The organism is Novosphingobium sp. P6W, assembly GCF_000876675.2.
In the GTDB taxonomy this organism is placed as follows: domain Bacteria; phylum Pseudomonadota; class Alphaproteobacteria; order Sphingomonadales; family Sphingomonadaceae; genus Novosphingobium.
This window is the reverse complement of sequence record NZ_CP030352.1, coordinates 558820-580679: the sequence shown is the minus strand read 5'-3', so window position 1 is coordinate 580679 and position 21860 is coordinate 558820. Positions and strand designations below refer to the sequence as shown.

Here is a 21860-nt window from a genome sequence, read left to right as displayed (position 1 = left end):
ACAAGCGGCGAGCAGCGGAACCAAGGGACGACTTGAAAGTTGTATTGCAGCATAATTAGGCAAAATGCAGGGGCCGCGCTAAAAATGTACCAGGACGACGAACCGCTGAACGCTTCGGGAACGCCCCGAAAGTTCGCTTCCATCAAGCCGGCCGCGCCCGCCGTGCCCCATGCGGGGTCGACGACTGTCGAGGCGGCGGAAGACGCGCTGTTCGAGGACATTCTGGAAATCGAAGGCGCGCTGCGCATGGCGATGGCTTCAGTCGCTGGCTTTGGGGCTCCCGCCACGGGCCAGGTGGAACGAGGTATCGGCGAACTCGCTGGCCGCATTCCAGACGAGGATTTCGTGCTGCTGCGTGCTCACGCCCAGGCACTCACTGCCGCAACCGATACCAAGGACGCCACGCAGGTTCGATCCAGCCAAGCGCTGCTGGTCGATGCCCTCACTTCGCTGCGCCGGATGCTCGCGTAACCGCTTGACACCGGCCCGCCGAAAGCTCCCTGATATCGGATCTGCGCTCGATATGGTTGCAGACCAATTCAACTGCACCACGATTTCATCCTGAGATTTTCGGGAGTAGCAAGCGTGCATCGGGCCGCGCGCCGAGCTTGCCGGGAAGCCTTTGCGAAAAATGCGCAAGGTTCCCGCCTGATTTATCGCTTTTACCGATCACAGATAGATGTTCGTATAGCTTCTCCCCCAATTCGCGCTCGGGTAAAACGACATCATAGCCGCAGCAATTCTGACGGCAGCGCATCATACAACCATGACAAACCCACAAAGGAGTTTCGCGATGAACGGATCGAACCCCGCCGGCGGCAAGTGCCCCTACGGCCACGGCGAAACCCCGCTCGCAACCACCCCGCTGACCACCCAGTTCGGCGCTCCTGTTGTCGATGCATCGAATTCGATGACTGCCGGCCCGCGTGGCCCCCTGCTGATGCAGGATGTGTGGCTGCTGGAGAAGCTGGCCAACCTCAACCGCGAAGTCATCCCCGAGCGGCGCATGCACGCCAAGGGCTCGGGCGCGTTCGGCACTTTCACCGTCACCGGCGACGTGTCGAAGTACACCCGCGCGAAGTTCCTGGGCGAAGCCGGCAAGCAGACCGAACTTTTCGCCCGGTTCACCACCGTGGCCGGTGAGCGCGGCGCGGCCGATGCCGAGCGCGACATTCGCGGCTTCGCGGTGAAGTTCTACACCGAGGAAGGCAACTGGGACATGGTCGGCAACAACACGCCGGTCTTCTTCGTGCGCGACCCGCGCCAGTTCGCCGATCTCAACAAGGCTGTGAAGCGTGATCCGCGCACCAACCTGCGCTCTGCCACCAACAACTGGGACTTCTGGACCCTGCTGCCAGAGGCCCTGCACCAGGTCACCTACGTCATGGGCGACCGCGGCATCCCCAAGAGCTATCGCCACATGGACGGCTTCTCCAGCCACACCTATTCGTTCTACAACGAGGCGGGTGAGCGGTTCTGGGTGAAGTTCCACTTCAAGACCCAGCAGGGTCACGCCCACCTGACCGACGCCGAAGCCGCCGATGTGGTGGCGGGCGACCGCGAATCGAACCAGCGCGACCTCTACGACGCGATCGAGCGTGGCGACTTCCCCAAGTGGAAGGTCATGGTCCAGATCATGGCCGAGGAAGAAGCGGCGACCTGCGGCTTCCACCCCTTCGACCTCACCAAGGTCTGGTCGCAGAAGGTCTATCCGCTGATCGAGGTCGGCATGATGGAACTGAACCGCAACCCGGAGAACTTCTTCGCCGATGTGGAGCAGAGCGCTTTCTCGCCGTCCAACCTCGTCCCCGGCATCGGCGTCTCGCCCGACAAGATGCTGCAGGCGCGCCTGTTCGCCTATGCGGATGCGCAGCGTTACCGGCTCGGCGTCAACCATCACCAGATCCCGGTGAATGCGGCGCGCTGCCCGGTGTTCAACAACCACCGCGACGGACAGGGCCGGGTCGACGGCAACTATGGCGGCCTGCCGCACTACCACCCGAACTCGTTCGGCCAGTGGCAGGGCCAGCCGGAATTCCGCGAACCGCCGATGAAGATCGATGGGAACGCCGATTTCTGGAACTTCCGCGAGGACGATGACGATTACTACAGCCAGCCGCGCGCGCTGTTCCAACTGATGGACGATGCCCAGAAGCAGCGTCTGTTCGCCAACACGGCAGGCGCGATGGGCGATGCGCTGGAGTTCATCAAGCAGCGCCACATCGACAACTGCACCCGCTGCGATCCGGCCTATGGTGCCGGCGTGGCCGCAGCCCTGGGCATGAGCGTCAATCCCGACCTCTCGCCCCAGCCCGAACTGGCGGACTGACCAACGAAAAAGCCCCGTGCGAAGTGACGCACGGGGCTTTTTGCAATTTGCATCTTGGCGCGGGGGCTTCGACAAGCTCAGCCTGAGCGGTGTTGAGAGCCCTGCCTTAGCGGAGCCGGGAGCCCCGCCTGAACGGTGCCGAGAGCCACGCCGGTAGCTTTAACACGCCTCGTCACCCTGAACTTGTTTCAGGGTCCATCCGGCAGTCATCACCGGAGGCGCACGTCACCATTTGCACTGTCGGTTTGCGGCGGCAGACCGCAAGGTTTGCGGCGCGATGGACCCTGAAACAAGTTCAGGTTGACGAGGGGCAAAACGCTCCCCCGCTTCATCCCACCCCGGACCCAAGGAACCGGCGAGCCTCTAATCAGGCCGCCGCGTCGAGCCCATAAGCCGTATGCAGCACGCGCACCGCCAGTTCGGTCTCGTCGGTATCGATCAGGACCGACACCTTGATCTCGCTGGTGGAGATGGCGATGATGTTGATGCCGCGGTCGGCCAGCGTCTTGAACATCGTGCTGGCAACGCCGGCATGGCTGCGCATGCCGACACCCACTACACTGATCTTCGCGACGTTGCCGTCGGCGATCAGGCGGTAGTAGCCGATCGAATCCTTGCGCTCTTCCAGCATCGCCTGCGCGCGGGCCAGGTCGGACTGCGGCACCGTGAAGGTGACGTCGGTCTCGCCCTTATCCTTGGCGACGTTCTGGATGATCATGTCGACGTTGATGTTCGATTCCGCGAGCGGCGCGAAGATCGACGCCACCGCGCCGGGACGGTCCGGCACGCGGGTAAGCGTGACTTTCGCCTCGTTCTTGTCGGCGGCGATACCGGTGATGAGCTGGCGTTCCATGTCGCTTCCTTCCAATTCCTCGTCGCTGACGATCAGGGTGCCGGGGATGGTGTCAGCGGCCGGGGCAGTCTCGTCGATGAACGAGGACAACACCTGAACGCGCACCTTTTCCTTCATGGCCAGGCTGACCGAGCGGGTCTGCAATACCTTCGAGCCGACCGAAGCCAGTTCGAGCATTTCCTCATACGTCACCAGCGGCAGCTTGCGCGCCTTGGCGACGATGCGCGGGTCGGTGGTGTAGACGCCGTCGACATCGGTGTAGATGTCGCAGCGATCGGCCTTGACCGCCGCTGCCACCGCAACTGCCGAAGTGTCCGAACCGCCGCGGCCCAGCGTGGTAACGCGGCCCTGCGGCGAAACGCCTTGGAAACCGGGGATTACGGCGATCTCGCCCGCCGCCATCGAGGCGATCAGGGCGTCCGCGTCGATCTCCTCGATGCGGGCCTTGGCATGGGCGTCGTCGGTCTTGATCGGCACCTGCCAGCCCTGCCACGAACGCGCCTTGCAGCCGATCGCCTGAAGCGTCAGCGCCAGCAGGCCCGACGTGACCTGCTCGCCCGAGGCAACGACGACGTCGTACTCGGCGGGATCGTAGAGGGCGTTCGCCTCGCGGCAGAAGTTGACGAGGCGGTCGGTCTCGCCAGACATGGCCGAAACCACGACGGCAACCTCGTGCCCGGCTTCCTGCTGGCGTTTGACGATACCCGCCACGCGCCGGATGCGCTCGGACCCGGCCATCGAAGTGCCGCCGAATTTCATCACGATACGTGCCAAGGCGCCGGTGCCTCCCTGCTGCGAGTGGGTTCGATTTCATCCGCGTGGTGCGGACGATGTGGATAACAGTCGGGCGCGCTGTTAGGAGGGACTCATGGACAATGCAACTGCAACGAGCACTAGCCTGCGCGCAACAATCGATCCCAAGGAGGCCGCGCACTTCGGCAAGCTGGCGGCAGAGTGGTGGGACCCCAAGGGTTCCTCGGCCATGCTGCACCGCCTGAACCCGGTCCGACTGGCCTTCATGCGCGACGCGATCGATACACATTTCGGAGGCGATTCGCGCAATGTTCGCCCACTGTCGGGCAAGCGCGCCCTCGATGCCGGATGCGGCGCGGGCCTGCTGTGCGAGCCGCTGGCCCGCATGGGCGCGGCCGTCACCGGCGTGGACGCCGCCCCTGAAAACATCGCCGCCGCCAGCACCCATGCCGGTACCATGGGCCTCGCCATCGACTACCGCGCCGGCGAACTCGGCTCGCTGGGGCTGACCGGCTTCGACCTCGTCTGCTCGCTGGAAGTGATAGAGCATGTTACTAACAAGGCGTTGTTCCTCAGCCAGCTCGCCGCGGCCCTCGCGCCGGACGGGCTGATGATCCTCTCCTGCCCCAATCGCACGATTCCCTCGCGTCTGCTTCTGGTCGAGGCGGCTGAGCGACTCGGCAAGGTCCCGCGCGGCACCCATGACTGGAGCCAGTTCCCCACGCCGGAGGAACTGCGCGAACTGGCACAGGGTGCGGGTCTGGTGCTGGGCGAGCCACGCGGCATCGCATGGTCGCCGCTCAAGGGCCTTCACTTGTCGGAAGACCTGTCGCTCAACTACATCGTGACGGCGCGGCTGGCTTAACCCCCCGCTGCCAGTTCCTCGATCGCCTGCTCCGCCAGCGCCACGCGCTCCTCCCAAGAACCGGAGATGCGCTTGTAAGGAACGCCGGTACGCACCAGCATTTCCTCTGCCAGCGCGGCGAAGCGCGCGCGCGCGCCGTCCTCACCGAAAAACCGGGTGCCATCCTCGCGCCAGGGCACATCGGGCTCGAACAGCAGGTAGAGGTCCGCCTTTGGATAGGCGAGCAACTGCTCGGGCACTTCGGCGAACAGCATCTGGGCCCAGGCGGCGGTCATCAACTGGTCGGTGTCGAGCAGCAGCACCGGCGGCGCGGCTTCCAGCGCATGGCGGTTCATCCGCGCCTGGCCCTGGGCGATGACCAGCAGGTCCGCCATGGTCAGGTCGATGCCATGCTCCTCGCAGTAGAGGCGGCCATATTCAGGGACGTAAGGCCAGCCGCGCGTAACCAGCAAGCGCTCGCACAGCACCGACTTGCCGGTACTTTCCGCGCCGTGGAAGCAGACCGTTCTGGTCGAGGATTCAGGCGTCATGCCTGCTTCCTGTACGCAGCGATCCATTCGCGCAAGCCCAGTACCGACATCACAAGGAACACTACGTAGAGCCCGGCCGTAGGCCACAGCCCCTTGGTCATGTAGACCGCGACAGAGGCGATATCGATCGCGATCCACAGCACCCAGTTCTCGATCCGGCGGAATGCCAGCAGGATCTGCGCGGCGATGCTGGCCCCCGCGATGGCAGCGTCGGCATAGGGCAGCGAGGCGTCGGTGAAGCGGTGCATGATCCAGCCCAGATTCAGCGCCAGCGCCGCAGTGGCGGTGATCCAGGCAACGCGGCTGAAATTACCCAGCCAGCGCACCGGCACCTGGCTGTCACCATCGCCAGCCCGAACCCAGAGCACCCAGCCCCACGCCTGAGCGACGAAGAAAAATAGCTGTAGCCCCGATTCGCCGTAAAGCCGTGCCTCGAAAAAGACGACGGCGTAAAGCGCCACCATGGCCATGCCGAAAGGGTAGTTCCACACGCTGCGCCGCACCAGCAGCGCAATATTCGCAAGGCCAAGCGCCGCCGCGATCCATTCGACCGGGTTCATGGCTTTCGCTCAGCCGAACGCCGCCGCCCATTCCGGCTCCTTGAAGCCGACGAGAATGCCGCCCGGATGCGTAACCACGGGCCGCTTGATCATGCTGGGATTGGCCACCATCAGCGCAATCGCCTTTGCGGGATCAAGGTCCGCCTTGTCCGCATCGGGCAGCTTGCGGAAGGTGGTGCCGGCGCGGTTGAGCACTTTGTCCAGTCCGGCCGCATCGATCCACGCCGCCAGGTTTTCAGCGTCGACGCCCTCCTTCTTGTAGTCGTGGAAGGTGAAGGCGATTCCCTTCGCATCCAGCCAGGTGCGCGCCTTCTTGACGGTGTCGCAGTTGGGGATGCCGTAGAACTCGATCGACATGACGTGGCGTGCCTTTTCGCGTATCGTGCTGGTTTGCGGGCACAATTCACGAAGTGCCCAGCCTATCGGACACGGCGATACACCAAGGATACGCGGTTGGGTATGGTGAAGAGCGGGTAACCCTGCCCTTACACCTTGGCTGGCAGGACCATGTTCATGTCGAAGCGATGCACGCGCGGCGAAGGGCAGGCATAAAGCGTATAACGCTCGTAATACTCGTCGCGGCCGCGGAGCTGGACGATCATATGCTCAGCGTTGCGCGACCACGCCATCGCGCAGGCCTCGTCCTCCCACTCCGACATCGACAGCACTTCGCCGTCGTCGGCGGTGTAGCTTCTGAACAGGAGGAAGCCCGGCTGCTCCTCGGCAAGCGCCTCCATGGAAACAGCATCGCTGATATAAGCGTCGGCATCGATATCGGCGCGCTTGTGATTGCGGAAAACGACCAAGAACATGGTTCTCCTTTGCAAACACCCAAGGCTTTCGACAAGAGGGGAATAAGTTCGATCTGAGCACAAAGTGTCTCTCGATGGGAACGGTTACATCCATAGCGAGCGCAATCACCGAGATGTGTGCTCCAGTAACTTTATTTGATCCCAGAGAGTGGCCACCCGCGAACAGTAAACGAACGTTAATTGCGAATCATCTATCGCTAAGTGCAACGCCGTAGTCGGCGTCCTCACGCGGCATGGCGCGCGCTCCACTGGACAAACCTTGCATTTGCCGACAAGGCGCAAGGCCATGAGCGTGAACAGCTTCGGCCGCCTTTTCCGTTTCACCACCTGGGGCGAAAGCCACGGGCCCGCCATCGGCGCCGTCGTCGACGGGTGCCCGCCGGGTCTCGCCATCGACGAGAGTGTGATCCAGCCCTTCCTCGACGCGCGCCGTCCGGGGCAGTCGAAGTACACCACGCAGCGGCAGGAACCGGATGCGGTGCGCATCCTCTCGGGCGTGTTCGAAGGCCGCACCACCGGCACTCCGATCAGCCTGATGATCGACAACGTCGACCAGCGTTCCAAGGACTATTCCGAGGTCGCGCAGGCCTATCGCCCTGGCCATGCCGACTATGCCTATGACGCCAAGTACGGTTTCCGCGACTATCGCGGGGGCGGGCGCTCCTCGGCGCGCGAAACGGCGAGCCGGGTTGCGGCAGGCGCGGTAGCGCGGTTGGTGATCCCCGAGGTCAAGATCCTCGCCTACGTCTCCGAGATCGGCGGCGACATGATCGATCCGGGCAATTTCGACGAGCACGAGATCACCGAGAACCCCTTCTTCTGCCCCGATGCGGCGGCGGCGAAGCGCTGGGAAGCGATCGTCGATGATGCCCGCAAGTCCGGCTCGTCGGTGGGCGCGGTGGTGGAATGCTATGCTAGCGGCGTACCGGCCGGTTGGGGCGCGCCGCTTTACGGCAAGCTGGATGCGGACCTTGCCGCCGCGATGATGGGCATCAACGCGGTCAAGGGCTTCGAAATCGGCGATGGCTTTGCCGCTGCGCGCCTCTCGGGAGAGCAGAACGCCGACCCGATGCGGCCCAACCGGGAAACCGGACCCGACGGCGCGCCGGAATTCCTGGCGAATCACGCGGGCGGCATCGCCGGCGGTATCTCGACCGGCCAGCCGGTGACCTGCCGCGTCGCCTTCAAGCCGACCAGTTCGATCCTGACCCCGCAGCAGACGATCACGCGCGGCGGCGAGGCTACCGAAATGTTCACCAAGGGCCGACATGACCCCTGCGTCGGCATTCGCGGCGTGCCCGTGGTCGAGGCGATGATGGCGCTGGTGCTGGCCGACCACAAACTGCTCCACCGCGGCCAGTGCGGCTGAAGGCTCTCCAGCGAAGGCTTGGAACGCCAGGCGGTCTCTAGGCCGGGCGCAGTTCTATGCCAGGATGGTCTGCAATGATCTGCAGGACGATGTCGAAATAGCTGGGCCCGGTTCCGTCCAGCAAGGCCGCGATGTCGCGCTGGATGCGATCGGTATTGAACCGCGCGGGATCTTCCAGCTTGGCGCGGTAGTGGGCCAGCGTTGCCTCTCGCCCCATATGCTGGCGGTTCGCTTCCATCTGCCGCCAGATCAGGATCACCGGCCCGGCGCCATGCAGCGCGCCATAACCGCCGTAGAGCATGTCATCGAGGGCATCGAGGCTGGGGCCGAGTTTCCAGTCCTCATCCGCCATGAACACCCGGTTGATCTCGTCATAGAAGGACGCGATGCCGTGAATGTTCTGCCCTTCTAAAGTGAAATTCCTGGTCATCCTTGGATTTTCTTCCGCATCTGTCCTGTGCGGCCCGCGCGATGCGGTGTAGGGGACGTGCTGCCCCCCTTCCTCACGTGAGACCCCATGATCCGCATCCTGATCGACGCCGACGCCTGCCCGGTCAAGGACGAGACCTACAAGGTCGCCGCTCGCCACAAGGTTCCCGTCGTGGTGGTCAGTAACAGCCCGATCCGGGTGCCGCAAAGCGCGCTGATATCGCGCAAAGTGGTAAGCGACGCCTTCGATGCCGCCGACGACTGGATCGTCGAAACGCTGGAAGCCTCGCCGGGTGCGGCACACGTTATCATCACCGCCGACATCCTGCTCGCGGACCGCTGCCTGAAGCTGGGCGCCAGCGTGGTGGCGCCCAATGGCAAGCCGTTCACCGCCTCCTCGATCGGCGGCGCCATCGCCACGCGCGCGATCATGGCGGACCTGCGCGCAGGCGGCGATATCGTGGGCGGGCCGCCGCCGTTCTCGAAGCAGGACAAGTCGCGGTTTCTCTCCAGTCTCGACGAAGTCCTTGTGCGGTTGCTGCGGACTGGGAAGGCCTGAGCGCGGCGGGGGGCTTCGACAAGCTCAGCCTGAGCGGGATCGGACGCGGGACCATGCCGCCAGACAGGCCATTTTCAGCCCGCTCAGGCTGAGCTTGTCGAAGCCCCCGCACGCAAAACCGCCCACCCCACGTCTCATCGACAGACCTGCACAATCCGTCGCCCACTGATCGCCTCACTCGATAAGGCCAATCGGATCATCACACTACAAATCGTCACGATCCCGGCCTATCTCACACTCATCAGTTTCAACCACCCAACGAGGGAGAATACATCCATGGGTATCGTCGGCAGCACCATCAAGCCGTTCAAGAACACCGCCTTTCAGCAGGGCAAGGACTTCTTTGACGTCACCGAGGCGGACATCGCCGGCAAGTGGGCCGTGTTCTTCTTCTACCCGGCGGACTTCACTTTCGTGTGCCCCACCGAACTGGAAGACCTCGGCGAGCAGTACGCCACCCTTCAGGGCCTGGGCGTCGAAGTGTACGGCGTTTCGACCGACACGCACTTCAGCCACAAGGCATGGCACGACACGTCGGAGACCATCGGCAAGCTCACCTACGCATTCCTGGGCGACCAGAACCACGCCCTGACCAACAACTTCGGCGTTCTGCGCGAAGGCGTTGGCCTTGCTGACCGTGCCACCTTCGTGGTCGATCCGGACGGCGTGATCCAGCTGGTCGAAATCACCCCCGAGGGCGTGGGCCGCAATGCCAAGGAACTCGTCCGCAAGATCAAGGCGGCCAAGTACTGGCGTGAGCACCCCGGCCAGGTTTGCCCGGCAAAGTGGGAAGAAGGCGGCGAGACGCTGGCTCCTTCGCTCGACCTCGTCGGCAAGATCTAACACTACCGCGACTTACCGGGTCGCGTGCTGAAGGTGTGCGGCCCGGGGTTCCCTCCTCCCGGCGCCGCACCCCTGTGCGCCCCGCGGAACCCGGACCCCGGGCCGTCCCTTTCATCAACGAAATTCCAAAGGACCCAAGACCATGCTCGACCCCGCCCTGAAGCAACAGCTCTCGCAATACCTCGCCATGCTGCGCGAGCCGATCGAGCTGGTCGCCTCACTGGGCGACGACGGCAAGTCCACCGAAACGCGCGAGTTGCTGACCACCATCGCCTCGCTCTCGGACAAGGTCACCGCCACTTTCGACGGCGATGATGCGCGCCGTCCCAGCTTCATCATCCGCCGCGCCTCCGACGCAAGCGCCTGGGTGCGCTTCGCCGGCCTGCCGCTCGGCCATGAATTCACCTCGCTGGTCCTCGCTCTGCTGTGGACCGGCGGCCATCCGCCCAAGGTTTCCGACGAGGTTCTGGAACAGATCCGCCTGCTGGAAGGCAGCACCGATTTCGAGATGTACTTCTCGCTCTCGTGCCACAACTGCCCCGATGTGGTGCAGGCGCTGACGCTGATCTCGCTGAACAACCCGCACGTCAACGCGACGCTGATCGAAGGTGGCACGTTCCAGGCCGAAGTCGAGGAGCGCGGCGTCATGGCCGTTCCCGCCGTCTTCCTGAACGGCAAGATGTGGGGCTCGGGCAAGATGAGCGTTGAGGAAATCCTCACCAAGCTCGACACCGGCGCCGACGCCAAGGCGGCTGCGAAGCTGGCAGAAAAGAAGCCTTTCGAGGTTCTGATCGTCGGCGGCGGACCTGCCGGGGCCGCAGCATCGGTCTACACCGCGCGCAAGGGCTTCTCGACCGGCATAGCCGCCGAACGCTTCGGCGGGCAGGTGCAGGACACCATGGGTATCGAGAATTTCATCTCGGTTCCCTATACCGAAGGCCCCAAGCTGGCCGCCGCGCTGGAAGCCCACGTCGCTGAATACGACATCGACGTAATGAACCTCCAGCGCGCCGAGAAGCTGATCCCGGCCACCGAATTGGGCGGCTATCACGAAGTGGTGTTCGCCAACGGCGCTTCGCTGAAGGCCCGCAGCCTGGTGCTGACCACCGGTGCGCGCTGGCGCAACCTGGGTGTTCCCGGCGAGGAGCAGTACAAGAACAAGGGCGTGGCCTATTGCCCTCACTGCGACGGCCCGCTGTTCAAGGGCAAGCGCGTAGCGGTGATCGGCGGCGGCAACTCCGGCGTGGAGGCGGCGATCGACCTGGCCAACATCGTCGGCCATGTCACGCTGATCGAATTCGACGCCAAGCTGCGCGCCGACCAGGTTCTGGTCGACAAGCTGGCCTCGATGAAGAACGTCGATATCTTCACCTCCGCCCAGACCACCGAGGTCGAAGGCGACGGCGAGAAGGTCAATGCGCTGGTCTACAAGAACCGCGAGACGGGCGTTGAACACAAGGTCGAGCTGGAAGGCGTGTTCGTCCAGATCGGTCTGGTGCCCAATACCGAATGGCTGAAGGACAGCGGCGTGGAACTGACGCCGCGCGGCGAGATCGTCATCGACGAGAAGGCCGCCACCAACCTGCCCGGCATCTTCGCGGCAGGCGACGTGACCACGGTGCCGTACAAGCAGATCATCATCGCCATGGGCGAAGGTTCGAAAGCGGCACTGTCCGCATTCGACTACCTGATCCGCAACGAGGCGCCCGAGGAAATCGCACAGGCTGCCCAACAGGCCGCCTGAGGGTTTTTACAGTACAACGAGAGGCGGGCGGGGATCGAAAGATCTCCGCCCGTTTCGTTTTGTCTCCAGCAGGGGAGGAATGGGGTCAGAAGGCCACGCTCAGCGATGCGCGTAGTGACTTGTCGCTGCTGGTGCTGGTCTTTTCCATCCGTGTCGCGATTTTCCAGGTGAAGTCAAAACCGCCCGCCAGCACGCTGGCCTCGCCCACCCAGGCGCCCTTGAGACTGTCCCCCATGATCGAAAATGCCTCGCCCGCGTCATAGCTGTCACCGCCGTTGAAGTAGGCGGTGGTGGTGCCCAGCTTGCCGGACAGCACCTCGCGGCGGCCCGCCTCGACCGAGAATGTCAGCGGGCGCCAGTCGGGCGAGATCGCGCCGAGCGAATAGGCGGCGGTGACCGTGGGCGTGGCGGTCAAAGCCCTGCTGGTACGGCTGGCCACCGACAGCGCGACGGCGTCGCTGTCGGCGGTTTCATCGTAGCCGCTTTCCTTCAGCCACATCTGCTCCAGCTCCACCTTCGGCTTCAGGCTGAAGCGGCGCGACATGTCGAACTTGTATGACGCGCCCAGCAGGCCGGAGAACAGCCAACCCTTCCAGCTACCATCAGCGTCATAGGTGAAGTCGGTATCGTCGATGGTGCCGGTATAGGTCCGGGTCGAATCGATCGAGATGCGCGAGGCACCCACGCGCGCCCACGCCATCAACGGGCCTTTGGCCGTGCGCCAGAATGCGCCGAAATCGTGCTGGCCGATATCGAGGTCGCCGGTGCCTCCATTGTCCTTCACATTGGACTTGAGCCAGGCATAAGAGACGCCGAAATAGCCCAGATCGGTGTGCCGTTCGAAGCCCGCCGAAATGCCCCAGCCGCTGGCCTTGTAGCTGGCAGTGCCGGTGGCCTCCTTGCTGGCGCGCCAGTAAACCGGCTCGAGCCAGCCGCCCACATCCGATATCTCGAACATCGAGGTTTCATCGCTGATGTGGCGCGCGGCCAGACGGTCGCCCATTGTCGCCGCCTTGAACACGCCGCCGGCATGATCGGGCAGGAGCGAGGCGGTCTGGGTGCGCAGGGTCGCCGAATCCTCGACCTGCAGCAGGCTTTCGGTGATGTAATCGTCATTCTGCGCGGTGGAATAAATTGCGTCCCAGCCGGCTGCCTGCGACTTGGTCAGGCCCAGTTCGCCGGCCGTCTTGCGATCCAGCGTGAGGTATACGTTGCTGTCGTCGCTGCTGACGCTGCCGTTGTAAAGAAACGGCGTATCGACCGATGCGTTGAGCGCGCCGTCGATCGTGAGGTTGTCCGATGACAGCACCGTGTAAGTGCCCTCGGCCGTCGCCAAGCTGTTCACCGTCGCGACAACGCTGGCGCCGTCTTCCAGCACCGCGCTGTCCACGACGATGGTCGAGCTTTCCGCGCCGTCGACGTACACGCCGATCGTACCGGCAGAGGCGACATGGAGGCTGCCGAAGTTGACCGTCACCGCCTCGTCGGGGATCAGCGTACCCCCGTTCACGGTGACCGCCACATTGCCCGAATTGGCGAACTGCCCGGAATAGGTCGCGGTATCGTTAATCGTCACGGTGCCCGCCTCGCCCGCGAAGTCCATCATGCCCGCGAACGTGGAGGTGCCCGAAAGGCTGGCCGTGCCGGTCCCGGTGCCGAAGTAGACATCGCCGGTATAGGCGGCATCGGCCGACAGTGTCAGGGTATCGTCGCCCTCCCCGAACCGGGTGTCGCCCACGATCTGGCCGGTCGAGGCGGCGATGGTGTCGTTGCCCGAACCCGTCAGGATATCCCCGTAGATCCGCGCGTAGACGGTGGGGTCCGCCTCGTCGTTGTCCTCCACATATTCAGCGCGGGTCTCGGCATCGGCATCGTTGAGGTACTGGGTGATGGTGACGCCGCTGGTGTTTGCCGAAAGGTCGATCGCGGTACGGCTGTCGGTGCTGGAGCCGTTGGCGCTGATGTAGCCGGTGTTGACTAGCGACGTCAGGCTGCCGGACAGGTCCTGGATGCCCACAGTCGTACCCTCACCGGCGGAGGTGAGCGAGGCGCTGATGGTGCCGCTATTGTAGAGGCTGGTGACCGTGCTGCCCTGGTTGATGAGCAGCGCTGTGGCGGCGGTGTCGTAGGAAATCGCCGAAAGCGTGCCGGAAATGCCGATGCCGCCGGTCAGCGTCACGTTACCGCCCTGTCCGCCCACGACAACGCCGTAGGCCGCGGTGTTGCTGTAATAGGAGTTGGCGGTAATCGAACCTTCGAGCGCCAGCGAATACGTACCCACGTTGGCGGTCACTGAACCAATCGTGATATCGCTGGTCCCGCCGATCTGCAGCGCTGCGCCATTGCCGTAGACGGTGATGACGCCGGTGCCCTCGTCGCTGTCGTCCACCCCGTCCCCGTCAATGTCGTCGGAGCCCGAATCGTCGTCGACCGGCGGCGCGGCGATGTAGATGCCGCCCGCAACATTGCCGGTGACCGAGACCGCTGCCGTGCCCGTGCGCAGCGCGGCGCGGGACAGGACCATCGTATTGCCATCGTCGTTGGTATAGGAATAGCCCTTCGTCACCGTCCCCTGGATGGTGAGCGCCCCGGTAAGGTCACCATTGATGGCCACTGCGCTCGAACCATAGCCCACAACCGAAACGGTACCGTTGACGGTAACGTTGCCATCCACGCCCTGCGTCGACAGGCCGACCGAATTGTCGCCAATGACGCTGATCGAGCCGGTATTGGTGACATCGCCCGTCCAGTTCCCGCCCAGGACGATGCCGCCGGAGTTCTGACCCTCTACCGATATGGCGCCGTCGTTGAGGATCGTGCCGGAGGCGTCGCCCGGGGAATAGATACCGTAGCGCTTGCTGGCCGAGGCGATGCCGGTGGTGACGATGCCGTCGGAATCGTCATCGTCGAGCACGTAATCCTCAAGGACGGAGATCGTCGCATCGTCGCCTACGGTAACGGTAGAAGTGGTGCCCGAGGCGATGGTGATGCCCGAGCTATTGCTTGCCCCGCCCATCTCAATCGTCCCGTTCATCGCCGCGGTCGAGTTGCTGTCCACGGTTATCCCGCTGCCACTCGCCAGCGTGATGGAACCGGCGCTCTTGACCGTGATATTGCCCGCGCTCGACGTCGTGAGCGGGGCGACCGTAGCGCCTGACACCGTGGTATCGGCCAGCGCCGGCGCGGAAACGAGAGCGAGCACGAGCGCGCCCAGGCTGGAGGTGGTGTGCAGCGAAGCCATGTTTTTGCGTCCCGGAAGGGTTGGTAGCGGAGAATTTTGGATGAAATGCGCGGTAACCTGAGGATCAGGTCAGATAGCCGGGCTCAGGTTGCGATGCCGATCAGGGCGCTGCCCGTGTATCCGGCCGACACGCTGCCGCTGAGCGTGGGTGTCATCTGCGCCAGCTGCGCAGAGGTATTGTCGCCAAAGACATTGTCCGACGAGAGCGAGATCGCGTTGTAGTTGGCGATGCTGGCCGTGTAGGTGGAATCGCCCGTGAAAACGGCGGTGTTGGTAGCCGCCGGCATCGCCAGCTGCGAAATCAGCGCGGCGGTGCGTCCGGTGCTGGCGGAGGTCAGGCCTCCGGTGAAAATCTCGAAGTGGATGTGCGGCCAGCGGCCCGAATAGCAGGCGGGATAGATCGTGGTGAAGGTAACCTTCCCCTCGGCATCGGTCACCTGCACGCCGCGCAGATAGCTCTCTGTCGTCACGCCGCTCGAATAGAGCGAGTAGCGGCCATAGGCATCGCAGTGCCAAACGTAGATCGCCGCGCCCGAAATCGCCGCGCAGCCGTTGCTGACATCGACCAGTTGCAGTTCGAGTTCGAGGGGAACGCCGGTTGCCGTGGTGGTCGAGCCGATGAAGCTGGAGCGGATGTCCGAACGCACGATGCCGCTCTGGGTCAACACGTTAGAGGTAGCGCCGCTGGCGGTATTGGTGCCGTCGGCAGGGTAAGGCCCATTCGTTTCGGTGGGATCGGCAATACAGGAGGCGTCCGAAGTGCCGCCGGAAGTCGACGACGAGGTCGAGGTCGACGAGGACGAACCGGAGGTCGAACTGGAACTGGTGGTCGAGGATGACGACGTCGCCGTGGCCGAGCCGGAAGACGAAGAACCGCTGTCGTCTCCGCCGCAGGCTGTCAGTACGGCCGTGGCGCCCGTGCCGGCCAGGAACGCCAGTGCCCGGCGCCGGGCGAACATCTCGCGCCCTATTGCGGCCAGATCTTCGGCAAGGCCGTGCCCGTGGCGCGGTGCGCCTTGTTCTTCATGCTCCCGATTATCCATCTCGTCCTCCTTGCGCCCGGCCCCTTTGCCGGCCGAGCCTTGCGAAGGACTGTGCGCCGGGAGTTGCCGACGGATTTCAGGAGAATTGCGTCACGTTTGCGCTACTTTTCGCCCGGGTTGACCACGGATGGCACGAACAGATAGCCTTCATTGCGCACGGTACGGATGATGTCGCTGCCGCCTTCTCCTTCGGACAGCTTGCGGCGCAGGCGCGAAAGCTGAACGTCGATGGCGCGGTCGTAATGGTCCGAATCCTCGCCGCGCGACCAGTCCAGCAACTGGTCCCTGGTCAGTACCCGGCGCGGATGCTGGGCGAAGGCGCGCAGCAGGCGAAACTCGCCGTCCGAAAGCGAAATTACTGCATTGGTGGGATCGAACAGCAGGCGCAGACCCAGGTCCATCCGCCATCCCGCGAAATTCAGGCAGTCCCCCGAATCGATTTCGGCGGCGCGAGGGCGCGGGGTTTCCGCGCCGACAGCAGGCGGGGCCACGGCGCGGCGGCGCAGCACGGTGCGAATGCGCGCCAGCAATTCGCGCGGATTGCAGGGCTTGGCCAAATAGTCGTCTGCGCCCATTTCAAGGCCGACGATCCGGTCCACATCGCTGCCCACGGCCGAAAGCATGATGACCGGCGGCGCATCCGGGCCCAGCGCCCGTAGCGCCGTGAGCCCGTCCTCGCGCGGCATCATCACATCGAGGACAATGAGGTCGAAACTCTCTGCCGCCAGCATCGCGCGCATTTCCAGCGGGTCGGCAGCGGTTGCCGTCTCGTAGCCGTGCTTGGCAAGAAACTCGCCGATCAGCGAGCGGATGCCCTCGTCGTCGTCGACGATGAGAATGCGGGTCTGAAGGTCCATTATGCGTGGTTCTAGGATCATTCGCCCGTCATGGATAGTATCTGTTCCGCGCGGATTTCAGCCGCCGTCACAGGCCGCAGACCCGGTGAAATGTCCCTGCAAAACGGTGAAATCCGGCGGCAACCTGGACCTCCCAGAAAACTGGTCATGGACAGTCGAGCCAGCCACGACACGTATCGGGCAGCCGGCTTCACGAGCTTGAAAGCGCCCCCCGCGCCCATTCTCGTGAAGGTGGACCCGGTCGTGCCAACGGCCACCGCTCCGGGCAACCCCGCCAGGATGCCCGGCGGTGCCGGGATCGTCGTCCGAGCAGGTTTTGTAGTCGCACCCGTCCTGCTCGGCGACGGTTCCGGAATACCTTTCGCATCGGAGCGCGATTCTATCCGTTGCTCGGTGACGGACGAAGCGCAGAGTCCACAAACTGAAACAGGTATGAGTTATCTGGCGCCCGGCCGGGGCAACCACGGCGCAAGAGTTTCCACCCGGATGCCCGGCCCAGGCGGCCCCGCATCCGGCTCGGTCCGAGGTGACCGTTCCCTCCATCGGCCTTTAAGGTCACCGGAGGGAACGCGGAGCAGGGACAGGAGGGACGTGTCCCTCTCTCCTGTCCCTGCTCCGCATATCGTTCGAGGCGCGCCTTGCCGCCATCAACTTCCTCGAATTCGCCGCCGCGTCGTGGCAAAGCAGCATCCATGAACGTCCCCAGCCTTCCGCGCCGGCTCGGCATGCCGCTGGCCATGCAAATGGTTGCCATCCTGGTGTGCGTGCTGCTGGCCGCGCAGGCGGTGACGCTTGCTCTGACCGTACTGCTGCCGCCGCGCCCCACTGCCCGCTGGAACATGGACGAAGTCGCCGCCGCACTGACCGGCGGCGCCCAGCCCGAGCGGCTCGAACGCAAGGCGATGAGCGGCCCGCCCGACGTGCGCGGCCAAGGCTGGCTGGTTTCCGAATCCTCGCGTGAGGCACTGGCGCAGCGGCTTGGCCGTTCCTCGCGCGATGTCGTCCTTGCCTTCTATACCCAGCTTCCCGTGGGCGGGGTCGCGGTTCCGAGCGAAGCACGCTCGCCACTTGCGGTGGATGTCAGGAAAAGAAGCGGCGGGCTTGGCTCGCTGCTGGTTGAGGAAGCACATGCGCAGGCCATCCCCGGCGGTCCGCCCGTTGGCGCCAGCCCCGGCTCCGGCGGCATGCCTTCCGGTGGCTTTCCGGGCGGGCGCATGCCCGGCGGCGGCGGGTTCCCCGGCGGCGGGAACGGTCCCGGAGGCCGCCCCGGCGGCGGCTTCCCCGGATCTTCGGCACCCCGCCCCGGGCTCCCCCAAGGCGGAATTGGCCGCCCCACGAGCGGCCAGCCCGGCGGCGGTCCGCGTAATCCCGGAGCGCCCACTGCCGGAGGCCCTGTTGCTGGCAATCCAGCTACGGGCACTCCCGCCCAGACCGGGCCTGGGGGCGCTGGCGGCAACGGCGGCGCGGGCATCCAGCCCGGCGGCGCAGGTGCCGGCGGGCGCGGCGAGTTCGGCGGCATCGGCGGCGCGAACCGCGGCATGATCGGTCCCGGCGGCGCCATGGGGCCGGGTATGAGCGCAGGGCCGTCCCTGCCGGTGATAACCGCACCTGCCCAGATCATCCCGCCCCGTGTGTCCGAGGCTGCCGAACCGGCACGCACGCCTTCCAGCGCAGTCCGCACGCCGATACCGCAAACGATCGCGGCGCCGCTCGTCCCGTCCTCCTCCCCTGCAGCACCGGCGCGGATGGTAGCTCCCGAGCCCGTCCGCACCGCCGAAGTCACCGCCAAGCCGCAGCCCATTCCGTTCCGCAGAACCCGCGATTCGCTGTTCGACATGGCATCGCCCCCGTTCATCGAGGGGGATTTCGTGGCCGCAGCCCGTCAAAGCGACGGCACCTGGATCGCGGTCGCCCCGCGCGCGGAGCCATTCCCCAACGCCTGGCAAAGCCGCGTGATGTTGTGGTTCGCGCTATCGCTGGCGATCGTCAGCCCGCTGGCCTGGCTGTTCGTGCGCCGCATCGTCCTGCCCCTGCGCGAATTCGCCTCGGCCGCCGAGCAACTTGGCCGCGATCCTTCCGCAACCATCCTTCCGCTTTCCGGCCCGGCCGAGATCGGGCGCGCCGCCAATGCCTTCAACCAGATGCGCAACCGCCTGCGCGCCTTTGTGGACGACCGCACGGCGATGGTCGGTGCGATCAGCCATGACCTGCGCACTCCCCTTACCCGCCTGCGCTTCCGCATCGAGGACGTACCCGACGACCAGCGCGAGGGCCTGCTGCGCGAAGTGACCGAGATGGAAGCGATGATAAGCCAGGTCATCGCCTTCATCCGCGACGCCTCCACCCCCGGCCCACGCGAGCGCGTGGACTTCGCCGAACTGATCGCCGGCAGCGTCGCCGATGCGCAGATGGTGGGCGGCAAGGTCGAGATCGAGCGTAATGCCAACATCCCGGTCGACGTCGATCCTGTCGGCATCCGCCGCCTGCTCGGCAACCTGCTCGAAAACGCGGTGAAGTACGGCGACACCGCCCGCGTGCGTGTCTCGCTGTCCGGCGGCGAGGCTGTGGCCGAGATCGTCGACGCCGGCCCCGGCATCCCGGAGGACGAGTTCGACCGCGCCTTCGAGCCGTTCTACCGCACCGACGAGGCGCGCAAATCGGGCCGCAAGGGCAGCGGGCTGGGTCTTGCGGTATGCCGCTCGATCGCCCGCGCTCACGGCGGCGATGTGTCGTTCGCCCACGCGCAGGAGGGCTTCATCGCCCGCGTCTCCGTGCCCGCCGCGTTCGACCCGACCTTGCGCAAGGTTGCCTGACAGGCATGAGGAAGCATGCCTGGGCCCTTGCCCTGCTCACCCTGACGCCTGCTCATGCAAGAGCGCAGGACACTGCCGAAACGGTAGCCGCCTCCGCAAACGAGGCGCCGCCCGCCAAACAACCTTCGCCAATCGAGGTCCAACCATTGTGGACGGCGGCTGCATCCGCCGGCATCAGCAACCGCGACGATGGCCCGGACGGCAGTTGGCAATCGCTCAGCCTCACCCGCCGCATCGGCCGCGGTTATGTGCGCGGCAGCCTGATGCGCTATAGCGGCACCCTGCTGCAGGCCGATGTCGCACTGCCCTCGGATTACTATGTCGGCACAATCGGCGCTGGCGGCAATTTCGACAATTGGGTCGTGGACGGCTGGGCCAGCTACGGCCGGCAGGACTATGGCCGGATCAGCACCGCTGCAGGCAGCCGCACGAGCACGGGCGCGAAGGGCAGCGACTACTATGCGATCGGCGGCGATTTCGGCCGCGTGGTGCCGCTGGGGTCGAATTTCTACATGACGCCCACCGTGGCCGCCTCCTTCGCCAACGGCCGCCTGCTGCGCCCCGCTCCGACCGGTTCGGGCCTGACCGATCTGGAGACCAAGGAGCCCACCTGGTCCGCGAACGCCGCCGTGCGCGTGGACCATGCCTTTGGCCCTGGCGGCATCCACTACGCCGGCCTGTCGTTCTCGCGCAACTGGACCAGCAACGGCATCTCGGCCCTGCGCCTGCATCCCTCGGGCGAGACGAACGAGGACGGCAGCGAGCGCTTCATCCTCGACAGCAAGCATTACGCGGACGGCTGGTACGAAGCCGGGGCCACCGCCAGCATGAAGCTGGGCCGGGGCCTTTACATCGACCTGTTCGCAACCCGCAGCTTCGGGGTGGAGGCGGGCAACGTCACTTCTGCCGGTGCAACCTTGCGCAAGTCGTTCTAAAAAAGTTCGGTTATCATCTGATCCATCTTTTTGCGTTAGGGCCGCAGCCGTAACGGGCATGAAATGTGAAGGCGGCATGGCGAACGACATGAAGGAAACAACGGTACTGGTAACGGGCGCGGCCGGTTTCATTGGCGCGGCCGTGGCCGAAGCGCTGATGGCGCGCGGGCTGGCAGTGGTCGGCATCGACAACCTCAACGATTATTACGCCGTCTCGCTCAAACAGGCCCGGCTGGACAGGCTGACCGCCAGCCACGCCGATCGCTTCCAATTCCATGCCCTCGATTTTTCCGACATGGCGGCGCTGACCGCCGCCCTGGCGCCTTACCACTTCGACAGGATCGTGCATCTGGGCGCTCAGGCCGGCGTGCGTTATTCGCTGGAGAACCCGCAGGCCTACGTCGCCTCGAACCTTGCCGGTCACGTCAACATGCTGGAGGTGGCCCGCGCCCGGCAGGTCGCGCACATGGTCTATGCCAGCTCCAGCTCGGTCTACGGCGGCAACACCAAGATGCCCTTCGCGGTCGAGGACCGCACCGACCACCCGGTATCGCTTTACGCCGCCACCAAGAAGGCGGACGAACTGATGAGCGAGACTTACGCCCACCTGTTCCGCCTGCCCCTGACGGGCCTGCGCTTCTTCACCGTCTATGGCCCTTGGGGCCGCCCTGACATGGCAATGTGGAAGTTCGCCGAGCGCATCCTCACCGATCGCCCGATCGACGTCTACAACCAGGGCGAGATGCACCGCGACTTCACCTATATCGACGATATCGTCGGCGGCGTGCTCGCCTGTCTGGACCGCCCACCGGCTGACGACGATGCGCCCAAGGCCGGCGGCAGCGTCAAGCCGCACGCGCTCTACAACATCGGCAACAACTGTTCGGAACACCTGCTGCGCCTGATCGAAGTGCTGGAGGATGCCCTTGGCCGCAAGGCACAGCGCAATCTCCTGCCGATGCAGCCCGGCGACGTTCCCGCAACATACGCCGACATCACCGCCCTCACCCGCGACACCGGCTACGCGCCCAGCACCCCGATCGAAATCGGCGTACCGCGCTTCGCAGACTGGTTCCGCGCCTACACCGGGCTTTAGGGGGCGAAAGCTCCTGCCGGCACCGCTGCCGGCGACATATCGCCCCTGCGCGCATTACCTCTTCCCACCGCGCATCAACGGGCCTAGACGGCGGCTATCCCCGGGGGGCCGCTTATGTGTGGCTGAGAGGTGGGCAGCAGCCCACGACCCGCTGAACCTGATCCGGTTGATACCGGCGTAGGGAGGGCCAGCGGCAGTTTTTCCCGTTGTCCTTCCGAATGGAGTGGAC

At 64.8% G+C, this 21860-nt stretch carries 19 protein-coding genes and 1 riboswitch; of the genes, 10 read left to right on the top strand and 9 right to left on the bottom strand.

Annotated features, from left to right (window positions below):
- Positions 1-84 precede the first annotated feature (84 nt).
- Positions 85-471, top strand: coding sequence for a hypothetical protein (locus TQ38_RS02850; protein WP_043980333.1), 387 nt, complete (start codon positions 85-87; stop codon positions 469-471).
- 322 nt (positions 472-793) lie between these two features.
- Positions 794-2329 carry a catalase gene (locus TQ38_RS02845; protein WP_255417961.1) on the top strand — a complete coding sequence of 512 codons (1536 nt, stop codon included), beginning with the start codon at positions 794-796 and terminating at the stop codon, positions 2327-2329.
- A gap of 367 nt (positions 2330-2696) precedes the next feature.
- On the opposite strand, the gene TQ38_RS02840 is transcribed toward TQ38_RS02845, so the two are convergent.
- Positions 2697-3941 carry an aspartate kinase gene (locus TQ38_RS02840; protein ID WP_205316090.1) on the bottom strand — a complete coding sequence of 415 codons (1245 nt, stop codon included), beginning with the start codon at positions 3939-3941 and terminating at the stop codon, positions 2697-2699.
- Positions 3942-4050: 109 nt separating this feature from the next.
- Between TQ38_RS02840 and ubiG the strand changes: the two genes are divergently transcribed.
- Entirely contained in the window at positions 4051-4800 is a 750-nt protein-coding gene (gene ubiG / locus TQ38_RS02835) for a bifunctional 2-polyprenyl-6-hydroxyphenol methylase/3-demethylubiquinol 3-O-methyltransferase UbiG (RefSeq protein ID WP_043980328.1), read from the top strand.
- Here ubiG and TQ38_RS02830 read toward each other — a convergent pair.
- The 4 genes from TQ38_RS02830 to TQ38_RS02815 form a co-directional block, all read right to left on the bottom strand.
- Positions 4797-5330: an AAA family ATPase gene (locus TQ38_RS02830; protein WP_043980326.1), complete on the bottom strand. Its 534-nt coding sequence runs from the start codon at positions 5328-5330 to the stop codon at positions 4797-4799. The two genes, ubiG and TQ38_RS02830, sit on opposite strands and share 4 nt — an antisense overlap.
- A complete protein-coding gene (gene pnuC, locus TQ38_RS02825) occupies positions 5327-5890 on the bottom strand; it encodes a nicotinamide riboside transporter PnuC (protein ID WP_043980324.1) in 564 nt (187 codons plus the stop codon). Before pnuC ends, TQ38_RS02830 begins: the two co-directional genes overlap by 4 nt.
- Before the next feature lie 9 nt (positions 5891-5899).
- Positions 5900-6247 carry an arsenate reductase gene (locus tag TQ38_RS02820; RefSeq protein WP_043980322.1) on the bottom strand — a complete coding sequence of 116 codons (348 nt, stop codon included), beginning with the start codon at positions 6245-6247 and terminating at the stop codon, positions 5900-5902.
- Positions 6248-6375: 128 nt separating this feature from the next.
- On the bottom strand, positions 6376-6702 hold the full coding sequence (locus TQ38_RS02815; RefSeq protein ID WP_043980320.1) for an antibiotic biosynthesis monooxygenase: 327 nt from the start codon (positions 6700-6702) through the stop codon (positions 6376-6378).
- Positions 6703-6988: 286 nt separating this feature from the next.
- Here TQ38_RS02815 and aroC point away from each other — a divergent pair, with 286 nt between their 5' ends.
- Complete coding sequence (gene aroC / locus TQ38_RS02810) at positions 6989-8071, top strand: chorismate synthase (RefSeq protein WP_043980318.1); 1083 nt, start codon at positions 6989-6991, stop codon at positions 8069-8071.
- Positions 8072-8108: 37 nt separating this feature from the next.
- On the opposite strand, the gene TQ38_RS02805 is transcribed toward aroC, so the two are convergent.
- Positions 8109-8501 carry a barstar family protein gene (locus tag TQ38_RS02805; protein WP_043980315.1) on the bottom strand — a complete coding sequence of 131 codons (393 nt, stop codon included), beginning with the start codon at positions 8499-8501 and terminating at the stop codon, positions 8109-8111.
- Between the two features lie 87 nt (positions 8502-8588).
- Here TQ38_RS02805 and TQ38_RS02800 point away from each other — a divergent pair, with 87 nt between their 5' ends.
- The 3 genes from TQ38_RS02800 to ahpF all read left to right on the top strand — a co-directional run bounded on the left by TQ38_RS02800 (position 8589) and on the right by ahpF (position 11646).
- The gene (locus tag TQ38_RS02800; RefSeq protein ID WP_043980313.1) at positions 8589-9059 is read left to right on the top strand and encodes a YaiI/YqxD family protein; all 471 of its coding nucleotides are present in this window, start codon (positions 8589-8591) and stop codon (positions 9057-9059) included.
- Positions 9060-9335: 276 nt separating this feature from the next.
- Positions 9336-9902 carry an alkyl hydroperoxide reductase subunit C gene (gene ahpC / locus TQ38_RS02795; RefSeq protein WP_043980311.1) on the top strand — a complete coding sequence of 189 codons (567 nt, stop codon included), beginning with the start codon at positions 9336-9338 and terminating at the stop codon, positions 9900-9902.
- Positions 9903-10044: 142 nt separating this feature from the next.
- Positions 10045-11646, top strand: a complete 1602-nt coding sequence (gene ahpF / locus TQ38_RS02790) for an alkyl hydroperoxide reductase subunit F (RefSeq protein WP_043980309.1) — start codon at positions 10045-10047, stop codon at positions 11644-11646.
- Between the two features lie 85 nt (positions 11647-11731).
- Here ahpF and TQ38_RS02785 read toward each other — a convergent pair whose 3' ends face one another.
- From TQ38_RS02785 to TQ38_RS02775, 3 genes are all read right to left on the bottom strand, one after another.
- Complete coding sequence (locus TQ38_RS02785) at positions 11732-14887, bottom strand: autotransporter domain-containing protein (protein ID WP_043980307.1); 3156 nt, start codon at positions 14885-14887, stop codon at positions 11732-11734.
- Positions 14888-14970: 83 nt separating this feature from the next.
- Positions 14971-15930 carry an intradiol ring-cleavage dioxygenase gene (locus TQ38_RS02780; protein WP_043980304.1) on the bottom strand — a complete coding sequence of 320 codons (960 nt, stop codon included), beginning with the start codon at positions 15928-15930 and terminating at the stop codon, positions 14971-14973.
- A 101-nt stretch (positions 15931-16031) separates the two neighbouring features.
- Positions 16032-16787 (bottom strand): response regulator, encoded by a 756-nt coding sequence (locus TQ38_RS02775; RefSeq protein WP_082057985.1) that lies wholly within the window; start codon positions 16785-16787, stop codon positions 16032-16034.
- A 692-nt stretch (positions 16788-17479) separates the two neighbouring features.
- On the opposite strand from TQ38_RS02775, the gene TQ38_RS31375 reads away from it, so the two are divergent.
- The 3 genes from TQ38_RS31375 to TQ38_RS02760 all read left to right on the top strand — a co-directional run bounded on the left by TQ38_RS31375 (position 17480) and on the right by TQ38_RS02760 (position 21631).
- Complete coding sequence (locus tag TQ38_RS31375; protein WP_043980300.1) at positions 17480-19600, top strand: ATP-binding protein; 2121 nt, start codon at positions 17480-17482, stop codon at positions 19598-19600.
- Between the two features lie 5 nt (positions 19601-19605).
- Positions 19606-20535 carry an autotransporter domain-containing protein gene (locus TQ38_RS02765; RefSeq protein WP_043980298.1) on the top strand — a complete coding sequence of 310 codons (930 nt, stop codon included), beginning with the start codon at positions 19606-19608 and terminating at the stop codon, positions 20533-20535.
- Between the two features lie 88 nt (positions 20536-20623).
- On the top strand, positions 20624-21631 hold the full coding sequence (locus TQ38_RS02760; RefSeq protein ID WP_043980617.1) for an SDR family NAD(P)-dependent oxidoreductase: 1008 nt from the start codon (positions 20624-20626) through the stop codon (positions 21629-21631).
- Positions 21632-21722: 91 nt separating this feature from the next.
- A riboswitch (TPP riboswitch) is annotated at positions 21723-21832 on the top strand.
- The last annotated feature ends 28 nt before the right edge of the window (positions 21833-21860 follow it).